This window comes from Aeromicrobium sp. (assembly GCF_050700635.1).
Lineage (GTDB): Bacteria > Actinomycetota > Actinomycetes > Propionibacteriales > Nocardioidaceae > Aeromicrobium.
In genome coordinates, this window is the sequence record NZ_JBOHDT010000199.1 from 33,245 (window position 1) to 46,923 (window position 13,679).

The 13,679-nt window shown below is 66.5% G+C and carries 14 protein-coding genes and 1 riboswitch; of the genes, 6 read left to right on the top strand and 8 right to left on the bottom strand.

The window, feature by feature from the left end; translation table 11 throughout:
* Positions 1–53: 53 nt before the first annotated feature.
* Positions 54–204, bottom strand: a riboswitch (cyclic di-AMP (ydaO/yuaA leader).
* Between the two features lie 75 nt (positions 205–279).
* Positions 280–507, bottom strand: a complete 228-nt coding sequence (locus ACRDPN_RS15595; protein WP_431449596.1) for a hypothetical protein — start codon at positions 505–507, stop codon at positions 280–282.
* Between the two features lie 120 nt (positions 508–627).
* Here ACRDPN_RS15595 and ACRDPN_RS15600 point away from each other — a divergent pair, with 120 nt between their 5' ends.
* Positions 628–2,331, top strand: a complete 1,704-nt coding sequence (locus tag ACRDPN_RS15600) for a DEDD exonuclease domain-containing protein (RefSeq protein WP_431449597.1) — start codon at positions 628–630, stop codon at positions 2,329–2,331.
* Positions 2,328–2,603 (top strand): Lrp/AsnC family transcriptional regulator, encoded by a 276-nt coding sequence (locus tag ACRDPN_RS15605; RefSeq protein WP_431449598.1) that lies wholly within the window; start codon positions 2,328–2,330, stop codon positions 2,601–2,603. Before ACRDPN_RS15600 ends, ACRDPN_RS15605 begins: the two co-directional genes overlap by 4 nt.
* A gap of 26 nt (positions 2,604–2,629) precedes the next feature.
* On the opposite strand, the gene trpD is transcribed toward ACRDPN_RS15605, so the two are convergent.
* A complete protein-coding gene (gene trpD / locus ACRDPN_RS15610; protein ID WP_431449599.1) occupies positions 2,630–3,667 on the bottom strand; it encodes an anthranilate phosphoribosyltransferase in 1,038 nt (345 codons plus the stop codon).
* An 8-nt stretch (positions 3,668–3,675) separates the two neighbouring features.
* Positions 3,676–4,080, bottom strand: a complete 405-nt coding sequence (locus tag ACRDPN_RS15615) for a hypothetical protein (RefSeq protein ID WP_431449600.1) — start codon at positions 4,078–4,080, stop codon at positions 3,676–3,678.
* A 24-nt stretch (positions 4,081–4,104) separates the two neighbouring features.
* On the opposite strand from ACRDPN_RS15615, the gene ctaE reads away from it, so the two are divergent.
* The 4 genes from ctaE (at position 4,105) to qcrB (ending at position 8,391) form a co-directional block, all read left to right on the top strand.
* A complete protein-coding gene (gene ctaE / locus ACRDPN_RS15620; protein ID WP_431449601.1) occupies positions 4,105–4,743 on the top strand; it encodes an aa3-type cytochrome oxidase subunit III in 639 nt (212 codons plus the stop codon).
* 72 nt (positions 4,744–4,815) lie between these two features.
* Positions 4,816–5,643 (top strand): cytochrome bc1 complex diheme cytochrome c subunit, encoded by an 828-nt coding sequence (qcrC, locus tag ACRDPN_RS15625; protein ID WP_431449602.1) that lies wholly within the window; start codon positions 4,816–4,818, stop codon positions 5,641–5,643.
* Positions 5,640–6,689 (top strand): cytochrome bc1 complex Rieske iron-sulfur subunit, encoded by a 1,050-nt coding sequence (gene qcrA, locus ACRDPN_RS15630; RefSeq protein ID WP_431449603.1) that lies wholly within the window; start codon positions 5,640–5,642, stop codon positions 6,687–6,689. The genes qcrC and qcrA overlap by 4 nt, the downstream gene beginning before the upstream one ends.
* Positions 6,682–8,391, top strand: a complete 1,710-nt coding sequence (gene qcrB / locus ACRDPN_RS15635; RefSeq protein WP_431449604.1) for a cytochrome bc1 complex cytochrome b subunit — start codon at positions 6,682–6,684, stop codon at positions 8,389–8,391. Before qcrA ends, qcrB begins: the two co-directional genes overlap by 8 nt.
* 9 nt (positions 8,392–8,400) lie before the next feature.
* Here the strand turns inward: qcrB and ACRDPN_RS15640 are convergent, their stop codons facing one another.
* From ACRDPN_RS15640 to ACRDPN_RS15660, 5 genes are all read right to left on the bottom strand, one after another.
* A complete protein-coding gene (locus ACRDPN_RS15640; RefSeq protein ID WP_431449605.1) occupies positions 8,401–9,558 on the bottom strand; it encodes an Ig-like domain-containing protein in 1,158 nt (385 codons plus the stop codon).
* A 62-nt stretch (positions 9,559–9,620) separates the two neighbouring features.
* On the bottom strand, positions 9,621–10,016 hold the full coding sequence (locus tag ACRDPN_RS15645; RefSeq protein WP_431449606.1) for a cytochrome c oxidase subunit 4: 396 nt from the start codon (positions 10,014–10,016) through the stop codon (positions 9,621–9,623).
* A gap of 3 nt (positions 10,017–10,019) precedes the next feature.
* Positions 10,020–11,762 carry an aa3-type cytochrome oxidase subunit I gene (gene ctaD / locus ACRDPN_RS15650; protein ID WP_431449607.1) on the bottom strand — a complete coding sequence of 581 codons (1,743 nt, stop codon included), beginning with the start codon at positions 11,760–11,762 and terminating at the stop codon, positions 10,020–10,022.
* Complete coding sequence (ctaC, locus tag ACRDPN_RS15655) at positions 11,762–12,577, bottom strand: aa3-type cytochrome oxidase subunit II (RefSeq protein ID WP_431449608.1); 816 nt, start codon at positions 12,575–12,577, stop codon at positions 11,762–11,764. Before ctaC ends, ctaD begins: the two co-directional genes overlap by 1 nt.
* Before the next feature lie 80 nt (positions 12,578–12,657).
* On the bottom strand, positions 12,658–13,629 hold the full coding sequence (locus ACRDPN_RS15660; protein WP_431449609.1) for a carbohydrate kinase family protein: 972 nt from the start codon (positions 13,627–13,629) through the stop codon (positions 12,658–12,660).
* Positions 13,630–13,679: the final 50 nt, after the last annotated feature.

A 13,679-nucleotide genomic window follows, 5' to 3' on the forward strand; every position in this document is an offset into this window, starting at 1 on the left:
CTGCGAGCGCAGCACGATGGACAGTACGGATACGCGAAAGGCGCACGCACGACTCCTACATTCCTCGACGCCTGCCGGGTGAGCTGACGGATTCGGGCCAAGGCCGCCCTACGGCTCTTGCGAGCCGATTCACCCCACACACCTGGGTCCCCGGCACGACGCGGTCGTCTTGCGACGCCCCCGACGCTTCGGCGGTGCGCCCGACGCCGGCCAGGTCGGCCGGACATTCTCCGGGCGCACAAGCGCCCACTGTAGGGGTGGACGGAGGTCAGTTCAACTTCAACCCGCGTGCGTGTCGGGCGTCGTGAGCGGGATCACGAGCCTGAGCGGGGGCACCAGGCCACCGTCGGCAAGCGCCCCGAGTGCCGCGACCTCGTCGGTGTCGAGCTCGATGCCGTCGGGTGGAGCGCCCAGCAGGACGGTGACGACACAGTCGCCGCACGCACCCGGGCTGCGGACGAGGCAGCGGTCGCAATCGACGACCACTGGATCGTTGGTATCGGACATCTGGAACACCTCCTGAAGCTGACATTCGTGACGCTAGACGCGCCCTGGGACAGAAAACCTCCAGTCACAACAGTCACACCAGTCACAGCAGTGTCGGACGGTCGAACTAACGTTCGATGCGTGGAAGCAGTCCAGACCTCGTTCGACGACCTCGGCCGTCCGCTGTCCGACGTCACGTTCTGCGTGGTCGACCTCGAGACCACCGGCGGATCGGCCAAGGCGGGCTCCAAGATCACCGAGGTCGGCGCGGTCAAGGTCCGCGGCGGCGAGGTGCTGGGCGAGTTCCAGACCCTCGTCAACCCCGACGAGAACATCCCGGCGTTCATCACCGTGCTCACCGGCATCACCGACGCCATGCTCATCGACAAGCCCCGCATCGCCGAGGTGCTGCCCAGCTTCCTGGAGTTCGCCCGGGGCACCGTCCTGGTGGCACACAACGCCCCGTTCGACACCGGCTTCCTCAAGCACAACAGCCGCGAGCTCGGCATCCCGTGGCCGCGCTTCGAGGTGCTCGACACGGCAGTGCTGGCCCGGCGCACGCTCCTGCGCGACGAGGTGCCCAACGTCAAGCTCGCCACCTTGGCCAGGGTCTTCCACGCCACCACCACGCCCAACCACCGGGCCCTGTCGGACGCCCGCGCCACGGTCGACGTCTTGCACGCCCTGTTCGAGCGGCTCGGTCCGCTCGGTGTCACCACCCTCGAGGAGGTCTCCACCTTCACGGCTCGGGTCACCCCGGCCCAGCGCAAGAAGCGCCACCTGGCCGAACACCTGCCGCAGGCGCCGGGCGTCTACCTGTTCCGCGACGCCCGCGACGACGTGCTGTACGTGGGAATGTCACGCAACCTTCGATCAAGGGTGCATACGTATTTCACCGAGTCCGAGACGCGCTCACGCATGGGCGAGATGGTCATGCTGGCCCGGCGCGTCGAGGGCATCGTGTGTGCCACCACGCTGGAGGCTCAGGTGCGTGAGCTTCGGTTGATCGCGCGGCACCGGCCGCCGTACAACCGACGCTCCAAGTTCCCCGACCGGTTGTCCTGGCTCAAGCTCACCCGAGAGCCGTGGCCACGGCTCTCGGTCGTCAAACGCATCCTCGACGACGACGCCGACTACATCGGCCCGTTCGGCAGCCGCACCTCCGCCGACGACGCCCTCGCCGCACTCCACGACACCTTTCGCATCCGTCAGTGCACGCCTCGTCTGGCCAAACGGTCCCGCCGCCATGCCTGTGCGCTCGCGGAGCTCGGCCACTGCCTGTCTCCATGCGACGGCTCAGTCGAACCGGAGACCTACGCCGACGAGGTGCTGCGTGTGCAACGTGCCATGACCGCCGACCCGGTCGAGCTGGTCGACGCGATCAGTCGACGCATGCGTGACCTCGCCGACCACGAGCGGTTCGAGGATGCCGCGCGCTGGCGCGACCGACTCACGGCACTGTTGCGTGCGGTCGTGCGCACGCAACGTCTCGCCGAGCTCACCGCGGTCGCCGAGCTCGTCGCCGCAGCGCCGCACGCCGACGGCTGGGAGATCCACGTCCTGCGGCACGGACGGCTGGCCGCAGCGGGCGTCATGCCGCACGGGACACATCCGGCCGGCTGGGTTGATGCTCTGCTCGCCACGGCCGAGTCCATCGACGCCGGCTACGGGCCGATCCCGGCGGCCACGGCCGAGGAGACGGAGTGCCTGCTGCGCTGGCTCGACACACCGGGTGTCCGGGTGGTGCGCGGATCCTGGGTCGCGCCCCTGGCGAGCGGCGCCCGCCACCTCGAACGCCTCACTGCTCTGGCCACACGCGCCAAGGCGACTACGCTGACGTCGTGATCACCGCGATCGTCTTCATCCAGGCCGACGTCTCCCGTCTCTCCGACATCGCCGAGAGCATCGCCGACATCTCCGGCGTCAGCGAGGTCTACTCCGTCACCGGCGAGCTCGATCTGCTCGCGATGGTGCGCGTTCGCACCCACGAGGAGATCTCCGACGTCGTCGCCGACCAGCTGAACAAGGTCGACGGCGTGCTGTCGACACAGACCCAGATCGCCTTCCAGACGTTCAGCCACCACGACCTCGAGGAAGCCTTCAGCATCGGTCTTTGAGCTCTTTGCACTCGAAGCAGGAGGGCTCAGACGAGCGACTGCGTGGTGCTCACCCACAGGTCGAGCACCCGGCGGGCCGAGCCGGAGTCGATCGACTCGCGCGCTCGCTCGACGCCCGCAGCCACGCGGTCCTCGAGGGTGCCATCGGTAGCCTCGTGTGCGGCGATGCCAGCGCCGGCGTTGAGCAGCACGGCGTCGCGCACGGCGGACTTCTCACCGTCCACCACACGCTCGAAGACAGCGGCGTTGAACGCCGCGTCACCACCGGTCAACGCGGACGGCTCGGACAGCTCGAACCCGAGCCTCTGGGGGTCGAGCTCGTGGTCGGTGACTTGACCGGTGGCCGGGTCGCCCACCCAGATCCGCGACGTCGTGGTGGTGGTGATCTCGTCGAGTCCGTCGTCGCCGCGGAAGACCAGCGCATCGGCGCCTCGGGAGGCGAGCACACCGGCCATGATGGGCGCCATCCGGGCGTCGGCCACGCCGACGGCCATCGCGCCCGGACGGGCCGGGTTGACCAGCGGCCCGAGGAAGTTGAACGGGGTGGGGACGCCGAGCTCGCGGCGTGGCACGGCCGCGAACCGGAACGAGGCGTGGAACACCGGGGCGAAGCAGAACGTGATGCCGACCTCCGTCAGGACGTCGACCAGCTTGAGCGGCGGGACGTCCAGCCGGATGCCGAGCTCCTCGAGCACGTCGGCGGAGCCGCTCGCGCTGGAGGCAGCCCGGTTGCCGTGCTTGACGACGGGCACACCTGCGCCGGCGATCGCGACCGCCGACATGGTCGAGATGTTGACGGTGCGCGCGCGATCGCCACCGGTGCCGACGATGTCGACGACGCGACCCTCGACCGGCATGGGTGCCGCGTGGCGATACATGGCGTCGACGAGCCCCTGCATCTCCGCCTGCGTCTCCCCTTTGCTGCGAAGCGCGACGGCGAAACCGGCGATCTGCGCAGGAGTGGCGTTGCCGGACAGGATCTCGTCCATCGCCCACGAGGTGGACGAGGCGTCGAGGTCGTGCCCGGCGATGAGCTCTGCCAGGACGTCTGGCCACGTGTTCATGGCTGGCTCTAGGCCGACTGCAGCACGCGGCGGGCGAGATCGATGACGGTCTCGGCCAGGCGGAAGGGGTCGATGGGGTGCGGCAACGCGGCCTCGGCGCGCGACCAGGTGGCAAGCCAGGCGTCCTGCGGACGTCCGGTGAGCACGAGCACCGGCGGCGCCTGGTAGATCTCGTCCTTCATCTGCCGGGCGATGCCCAGGCCGCCGGCCGGGACCGCCTCTCCGTCGAGGATCACGAGATCGAAACCTCCCCCATCGAGGTGTTGGAACACCACCGGTTCGGTGGCGCACTCGACGTACTCGAACGCGGGGAGATCGGGGTGCGGACACGTTCCGAGCGCGGAGATGACGGTCGCACGGACGTCTCGATCGTCGCTGTAGACCAGGACACGCAGGGGCTTGTGCTCGCTCACGATCGAATCGTACATAATGATCGCGTGGCGACTACTTCCATGATCCCGGCGTCCCGGCTCCACGGCACCGAGGGGCGCCCCTCGATGGTCGCCGTGGGCACCATCACGTGGCTCTCCAGCGATCTGCTGTTCTTCGCCGGGCTGTTCGCGGCGTACTTCACCATCCGCAACGTCTCACCCGACCTGTGGATCCAGGAGACGGCCAAGCTCGACATCACATTCGCGACGATCAACACCACTGTGCTGGTGCTGTCGTCGATCACCTGTCAGTACGGGGTCTTCGCCGCCGAACGAGGCCGGGCCGGCCGCACGGGCAGCCTCTGGCAGTTTACCCAGTGGGGCATGCGCGAGTGGTTCGTGCTCACCTACTTCATGGGCGCCTTCTTCATCGCCGGCCAGGCCACCGAATACGCCTCCCTGGTCACCGAGCACACCACCATCTCGTCGTCGCCTTACGGTTCGGTGTTCTACCTCGCCACCGGCTTCCACGGCCTGCACGTCATCGGTGGCCTGATCGCCTTCCTGCTCGTCATCGGCCGCACGTTCATGGCGCGGCGGTTCACACACGAACAGGCCATCTCCGCGATCGTGGTCTCGTACTACTGGCACTTCGTCGACATCGTGTGGGTTGGCCTGTTCTTCACCATCTACGTCCTCCAATAACAAGGTCCGCCTAACATCCCGACGCGGAATCGCCATCAGTACTCTGGTCACCCGAATGGAAAGAGGTTCTCGGTGCGGAAACTCTCGACCCGCCGCCGGCATCCCCTCGCCGGTCTCGTCGTCCTCCTCGTGGGGCTCGTCGTGGCCGGCGGCCTCTACTCGGCGTTCGCGCCGAAGGCCGCCACAGCCGATGAAGCCTCATCTCGCGACGTCGAGGCCGGACGTCAGCTTTTCCTGATCGGCTGCGCCAGCTGCCACGGCAAGAACGCCGAGGGCGTCACCACCAAGTCGGGCGGCAACTACGGGCCGTCGCTCATCGGCGTGGGCGCCGCGGCGGTCGACTTCCAGGTCGGCACCGGCCGAATGCCGATGGCCCAGACGGGCCCGCAGGCCCCAGCCAAGGACCCTGAGTACACCGCCGAGGAGACCCGCCAGCTCGCCGCGTACGTCGCCTCGCTGGCGCCCGGTCCAGCCGTCCCCGAGCAGGAGTACCTCGACTGGCGCGAGGCGACCCCCGACGAGATCCGTGAGGGCGGCGAGTTCTTCCGCACCAACTGCACGGCCTGCCACAACTCCGTCGGCGCCGGCGGCGCGCTGCCCAACGGCCGCACCGCACCCGACATCCGGGGAGTCGAGGCCAAGTACATCTACGAGGCCATGCTCACCGGGCCGCAGCAGATGCCGCACTTCTCCGACGACGTCATCACGCCCGAGGACAAGCGCAACGTCATCGCCTACATCAAGACCCTCGAGGAGCAGCCCAACTACGGCGGTCTCGCCGGTGGCGGACTCGGACCGGTGGTCGACGGCATGTTCACCTTCATCATCGGCATCGCCGGGCTGGTCGGCTTCGCCGTCTGGATCGGTGCGCACGGAACGAGAGTGAAGAAGCAGAAATGAGCGACGAACTCGAAACCACCACTCACGAGCCGGTCGACGACCCGGGCCTGCCCGCGCACCAGTGGCGTCCCACCGACGTCGACAAGGACCAGGAACGTCGGGCCGAGCTGCAGGTCTCGGCGATGTTCGGCATTGCCACGATCCTGCTGGTGCTGTTCATTCCGGCCTATCTCTTCATCGACGCCGACCAGACGTTCCTCGGCTGGTCAGCCCAGAACTTCGCCTTCGGTACCACAATCGGCGGCGCGATGCTGCTGATGGGTTCAGGCATCATCCAGTGGGCCAAGAGACTGATGGGCGACCACGCGATCGTCGAGATGCGGCACCCCGTCCGCTCGTCCGACGAAGATCGAGTCGGCGTGATGGAGGACATCAACGCCGGGCTGGACGAGTCCGGCATAGGCCGTCGGCCGATGATCCGCAACACGCTGCTCGCATCGGTCGCGGCCCTCGGCATCCCGACGGTGTTCATGCTCGGCGACCTCGGGCCGCTCCCCAGTGGCCAGAGCAACACGGTCTGGAAGAAGGGCATGCGGGTCGTCAACGACGTCTCCGGTGCGCCCATCAAGCCGTCCGAGCTCGAGGTGGGCCAGCTCGTCAACGCCGAGCCGGCCATCCTCTTCGAGGAGACCGAGGACGGCGAGCACGTCATCCACGGCGCAGAGGTGCTCCAGGTCAAGTCCAAGGCCGCCGTCATCCTGGTCCGGATGCGTCCGGAGGACATCACACCGGCCGAAGGTCGCGAGAACTGGGGCATCAACGGCATCTTGTGCTACTCGAAGATCTGCACGCACGTGGGGTGCCCGATCAGCCTCTGGGAGCAGCAGACGCACAACGTCCTGTGTCCGTGCCACCAGTCGACGTTCGACCTCGCCGACGCGGGCAAGGTCATCTTCGGGCCGGCCGCTCGACCTCTCCCGCAGATGCCGCTCGGCGTAGACTCAGAGGGCTACCTCATCGCGATGAGTGACTTCCAGGAGATCGTCGCACCGAGCTATCCGGAACTGGCACGCGACCAGAAGAAGTTGGATGAGCGTTATGAGTGACCACACACCCGTCCAAGACACCTCCTTCGGCAAGAAGGCCGGCGGGCCCGTCGAGTGGCTCGACGATCGTCTCGGTCTGGCCGGTGCCGGCAAGAAGCTCCTGCCGGTGCGCAAGGTCTTCCCGGAGCACTGGTCATTCATGCTCGGCGAGATCGCGCTGTGGTCGTTCATCGTCCTTCTGCTCACCGGCGTGTTCCTGACCTTCTGGTTCGACCCGAGCATGGCCGAGACCGTCTACGCGGGTTCGTACGAGCCGCTGCGCGGCCTCGAGATGTCGAGGGCCTTCGCCTCGACCCTCGAGATCTCCTTCGAAGTCCGCGGTGGCCTGCTGATGCGTCAGGTCCACCACTGGGCGGCCGCCATCTTCGTCGCCGCCATGATCGTGCACATGCTGCGCATCTTCTTCACCGGTGCGTACCGCAAGCCCCGCGAGGTCAACTGGCTCGTCGGGCTCGGTCTTCTCACTCTGGGCCTCGTCGAAGGCTTCGCCGGCTACTCACTTCCCGACGACCTGCTCTCCGGAACCGGCCTCCGCTTCGTCGACGGCCTGATCCGATCGATTCCACTCGTCGGTTCCTACCTGGAGTTCTGGATCTTCGGTGGTGAGTTCCCGGGCGACATCATCATCCCCCGCCTCTACATGGCGCACATCCTGCTGATACCGGCCATTCTGCTGGCCCTCATCGGCCTCCACATGGTGCTGCTCGTCTACCAGAAGCACACCCAGTGGCCCGGGCCCGGCCATACCGAGAACAACGTCGTGGGCTACCCGCTGCTCCCGCAGTACGCGGCCAAGGCCGGAGGCTTCTTCCTGGTCGTGTTCGGCTTCACCGCACTGATGGGCGCGACGCTGCAGATCAACCCCATCTGGCTCTACGGTCCGTACAACCCTTCCGAGGTGACCGCCGGGTCGCAGCCCGACTGGTACATGGGCTTCGTCGAGGGCGCCGTCCGCGTCATGCCGGCCTGGGAGTTCACCGATCCGCTCATCGGCTACACGTGGTCCATGAACGTCTTCATCCCCGCCGTCCTGCTGATGGGCGTCATGTTCACGTTGCTCGGCGTATGGCCGTTCGTCGAGCAGTGGATCACCGGTGACAAGCGCGAGCACCACCTGCTGGAGCGCCCGCGCAACGCCCCGGTGCGCACCGCGTTCGGCGTCGCCGGCATGACTGCCTACGGCGTGTTCTGGATCGGCGGCGGAAACGACATCATCGCCACCAAGTTCGATCTCGACATCTACGACATCACCCGGTTCGTGCAGGTGGGGGTGTTCGTCCTCCCGGTCCTGGCCTTCATCATCACCAAGCGCATCTGTATCGGCCTGCAGCGCGCCGACGCCAACCGCATCCTGCACGGCTATGAGACCGGCATCATCGAGCGCGGGCCCGACGGCAGCTATTCCGAGCGCCACGCTCCGTTGGCGGTTCCCCAGCAGTACGTGCTCACCACGCATGACAGGCTGCCTGAGCTGGAGGAGCCGCAGGAGACGGACGAGAACGGCGTCCCCGCTCCGAACGGTCGGAAGGAGAAGCTGCGCGCGCGGTTGAGGCGTTTCTACTACCACGGTGCGGTCGACAAGCCCACCGAGCACGACGTGGATCACGCGGCGGAGCACTTCGCGGAGCATGACGGACACCCCGTCGGCCTCGGCGAGGACTTCCAGGGAGTCTCCGAGACGGGCATCCCCCGCTCGCACTAACCAGGGCGGTCAGCTGCTGAGCGCGGAGCCGGACTTCCAGTCGGCCCAGCTCACGTTCCAGTCGGTCCAGCCGTTCTGGTCCTCGATACCGCGGGGGCTGTTCTTGAACTCCACGACGTCACCGCGCTTGGACCGCTGGTAGAGCCAGCTGGCGTTCTTGGTGCTCATGCCCGTGCAGCCGTGGCTGACGTTGGCTCGGCCGTGTGAGCGGGACGACCACGGCGCAGCATGCAGGAACTCACCGGAGTTGGTGACCCGCATCGCCCACTTCACGTCTTCGATGTCGTAGTAGTCGGGGTCCTCGGAGTCGACGCCCGTGGTGGCGGCGTCCATGTCCACCTTGGGCAGCTTCTCCATGATGATCTTCGTGCCCTGCCGGGTCCGATGCTTGGCGTCGCCGGTGCTGACCGGGATCCTGCGGACCTGCTTGCCGTTGATGTCGACCGTGAGCGAGTGTCCTCTGACGTCGACGGTGCTCACGACACTGCTACCGATCTTGAACGATAGCTTCTGGTCCTGCTGTCCGTAGATGCCGTTCCCGGCGGGAAGCCCGTTGAGGTTCAGGTCGACCTTGACCTTGGTGCCGGCCGGCCAGTAGTCCTTCGGACGGTAGTGGACGACACTGTCGCTGATCCACGACCAGGATCCGTCGATGTCGTCGTCGGTGTTGATCGACATGTTGCGCTCGAACAGCGCCTTCTTCTTGACCGGCAGGTCGAAGGTGACGATGACTGGCATACCGATGCCGACGGTCTCGCCCTTGAGCGGAGCGACCGCGGGGTACGTCTGCTGCTGCAGGGTGAGCGCTTGGGTCGTGAACGTCCGCTTGATCGCACCTTCTTCGCCGTCGTCGCCGGTGCCCTTGACGGTGAGTGTGTACGCGGTGCCCGGCTCGAGGCGCTCAGAGGCGACCCACTGGGCGCCACTCAGCCGGCCGCCGATCTTGGTCTTGCCGTCGGAGGTGGCGAGCGACGCCTTGGAGATGGTGCCGTGCTCGGCGTCGGCGGTGACGATGGTGTCGACCGTGACACCCTTGGCGTCTTCCTTGACGCTTGCCGACAGGGTGATCGGGTCCTCAGGCGTCACCGCCTGCTTGACCTTGCTGGTCGAGCAGCTCGACAGGAGCAGCGCCGCGGCGGCGACGGCGACGATGTGGGGGGAGGTCACGACCACATCGTATGTGGACGAACCCAGCCGTCAGTCATCAACAGGCCGTGCTCTTCGCCACGTCAGTGAGCGTGGACACCCCGGTAGTACTCGAAGATCCAGCCGCTCAACGTCAGTGCGCCGATGCCCACGCCGATGATGAACAGCCACCAGCCGAACACGACACCCAGCACGACGACGGAGAGCGCCAGAGCGCAGAACAGCGGCCACCAGCTGTACGGCGGGAAGAAGCCCTGCTCCCCTGCGCCCTCAGCGATATCACCTTCGGCGCGGTCCTCCGGACGATCGGGGATCTGCTTGGCGACGACCCCAAGGTAAAAACCCAGCAGGGTGCACAGCAGGAGCGTCATGACAAGCGCCGTTGTGCCGGTGGGGTCGTACGTGAGGAACCAGTAGATCGGTGCGGTGGCCGCGAAGAAGATTGCGCAGCCGGCAATGGTCCAGTATTCGGCCTTCATGGCTCAGGCGTCACCTTTCGAGTCCGAGGTGGCCTCGTTGCGGCCGTTCACGTCAGGGGCGTCGGCGCGCGGTTGATTCTCGCCGGGGTTCTGAATGAGCTCGAGCTCGGCGATCTCGGGGTGGTGCAGGTCGAACGCCGGGCTCTCGGAGCGGATGCGCGGCAGCGAGGTGAAGTTGTGTCGCGGCGGCGGTGAGCTGGTGGCCCATTCCAGCGACCGGCCCCATCCCCACGGGTCGTCGAGCTTGACGAGCGGACCCTTGCGCGACTTCCAGACGTTGTAGAGGAAGGGAAGTGTGGAGGCGCCGAGCAGGAACGCCCCGATGGAGGAGATCTCGTTCAGCGTCGTGAAGCCGTCGTTGACGCCGTAGTCGGCGTAGCGGCGGGGCATGCCCTCGACGCCGAGCCAGTGCTGCACCAGGAACGTCATGTGGAAGCCGATGAACAGGAGCCAGAAGTGGATCTTGCCCAGCTTCTCGTCGAGCATGCGGCCGGTGAGCTTGGGCCACCAGAAGTAGAAGCCGGCGAACATCGCGAACACGACGGTGCCGAAGACCACGTAGTGGAAGTGCGCCACGACGAAGTAGCTGTCGGAGAGGTGGAAGTCGAGCGTGGGCGAGGCCAGGATGATGCCGGTCAGGCCACCGAAGAGGAACGTCGTGAGGAAGCCGAGGGAGAAGATCATCGGGGTGTCGAAGGACACACTTCCCCCCCATAACGTGCCGATCCAGTTGAAGAACTTGACCCCGGTCGGCACCGCGATGAGGAACGTCATGAACGAGAAGAACGCCAGGTCGACGGCGCCGGTGACGAACATGTGGTGCGCCCAGACGGCTGCGGACAGCACCGCGATGGTGAGGGTCGCGGCGACCAGGCCGATGTAGCCGAAGATCGGCTTGCGGCTGAACACCGGCAGAACCTCGGTGATGATGCCGAAGAACGGCAACGCGATGATGTAGACCTCGGGGTGGCCGAAGAACCAGAACAGGTGCTGCCACAGGATCGGACCGCCGTTGGCGGCGTCGAACACATGGGCACCGAGGCGCCGGTCCGCCTCAAGCGCGAGCAGGGCGGCAGCGAAGATCGGGAACGCGATCAGCACGAGCATGCTCGTGACCAACGTGTTCCAGCAGAAGATGGGCATCCGGAACATGGTCATGCCGGGGGCGCGCATGGTGAAGATCGTGGTGACGAAGTTGACGGCGCCGAGGATGGTGCCGAGGCCCACCATCCACAGCCCCATGACCCACAGATCACCGCCGAGACCCGGTGTGTTGACCGAATCGCTGAGCGGCGCATAAGCAAACCAGCCGAAGCTCGCTGCTCCACCCGGGACCATGAACCCGCTGATGACGATGAGCCCGCCGAAAAGGAACAACCAGTAGCCGAACATGTTCAGACGCGGAAACGCGACGTCGGGTGCGCCGATTTGAAGCGGCATGACGGCGTTGGCGAATCCGACGAACAGCGGCGTCGCGAACAGCAGCAGCATGATCGTGCCGTGCATCGTGAACAGCTGGTTGAAGGTGTCGTCACTGACGACCCTGGAGCCCGGCTGGGCGAGGTTGGCGCGCATGAGCAGCGCCAGGATGCCGCCGAAGATGAAGAACAGGAACGACGTGACCAAGTACAGGTTGCCGATGACCTTGTGATCGGTGGTCGTGATGACCATGACGATCCTCTGGCCGAGGGTGCGTTCGCGGGCCGGGGCCCCCGCGCGGGCTTCGAAGGCAGCGGTGGTCGCCATCAGTTCTCTTCTCCGTTCTCGAGACCGGAGATCGTGTCGGCCTCGGAAGCGCCCTCGGGCTCGCCGACATTGCCGGCGGCCTTGAGCTCGGACAGGTGTCGATCGTACTCGTCACGCGAGACGACATGGACCTCGAAGAGCATCCGCGAGTGGTAGAGCCCGCACAGCTCCGCGCACCGACCGGTGAAGGTGCCCTCCCGCGTGGGCGTGAGGTCGAAGGAGTTCGCACGTCCCGGAATGACGTCGAGCTTGAAGTAGAACTCCGGGATCCAGAAGGAGTGGATGACGTCGGGCGACTTGAGGTCGAACCGCACCGACTCATCGACCGGCAACCACAGCTCGGCCGGATCGGCCGGGGTGCCCGTCTCGAAGACGTCGTCGCCCTGGGTCGCGTTCTCGTCCAGATAGTTGAACGCCCACTGCCACTTGCTGCCCACGACCGTGAGCGTGTGGTCGGGGTTCTCGACCTTCTCCAGCATCTCGTTCTGAGAGCTGACTGTGTGGAAGAAGAAGACGGCGACCACGATGATGGGGGCGATCGTGTAGAGCGCCTCGATCGGCAGGTTGTAGCGCACCTGGGCCGGCACCTGGTCGTCGCTGCGGCGGCGGTAGCGGATCATCGCGTAGAGCATCCCGGCGAAGACCAGGAGGAAGACGACGAGCACGGCGATCCAGGCGCCGAGCCACACCTCCCACATCGGGTCGGTGCGATCGCTTCCGGCAACCGGGAGGGCGAGCCGCTTCAGCTCGCTGTTGTCGACAGGAGAACAACCACTCAGCACGAGCACCGCGGCGGTCAGACCCGCCAGCTTCATCCGACCCACGGGATGCCTTTCTGATCCATGCCCACCACTCGATGACACATCGTTCGAACACCAGCACCCTACTGCAGTGATCAGCCCAGTTTGAGCCCGGCATCGACGTCGGCGGCGGCTGTGTCGCCGTAGGCCGCGCCGAGGCGTTTGAGGAACCCGTCACGCGTGAGCTCGTACTCCTGAGTGCCCTTCGTCTCGACGACGCTGGCGGCGATCGTGCACCCGATCTGAGCGGAACGCTCGAGGTCGAGATCGGCGGCGACGCCGGCCAGGAATCCGGCCCGAAAGCTGTCGCCGACACCGGTGGGGTCGACGGCCACGACACCTTCGATGGCCCCGACCTCGACAGCCGGACCGTCGGCCGGGTACACCGAGACGCCGTCCTTGCCGCGCGTGACGACGCGGGTGCCGACGTGGGCCTGGACGTCGGCCGGCGTCCATCCGGTCTTCTGCTCGATGAGCGCGGCCTCGTAGTCGTTGCTGAACAGGTAGGCGGCTCCGTCGACGAGGTCGCGGATGAGCTCGCCGTCGGCCCAGGCGAGCTGCTGCGACGGGTCGGCGGCGAAGGCTACGCCCCGGTCGCGGCAGCTTCGGGTGTGGCGTTGCATTCCCTCGGGGTCGTCGGGGCCGACGAGCACGAGGTCGAAGTCGCCCAAGGTGCTCAGGTCGATCTCCCGGGCCTCGGCCATGGCACCGGTGTAGAACGTGGCGATCTGGGCGAACGCGGCGTCGGTGGTGCACACGAATCTGGCCGTGTGACGGGTCTCGGAGACACGCACGCCAGACGTGTCGACGCCGGCGTCGTCGAGCCAGCCGCGGTACTCCACATCGAAGTCGTGGCCGACCGCTCCAACCAGTAGGGCCCGGTGCCCGAGCTTCGCGAGCGCGTACGCGATATTGGCCGCGCACCCGCCGCGGCGGACGTCGAGATCCTCCACCAGGAACGACAACGCGATCTTGTCGAGCTCCTCAGGTACGAGGGAGTCGGCGAACTTTCCCGGAAAGGTCATCAGGTGGTCGGTCGCGATGGAACCGCAGATGGCGAGGTGCACCCGCACAGGATAGACAACGACCCCCTGCGATCGCAGGGGGTCGTCGGAGG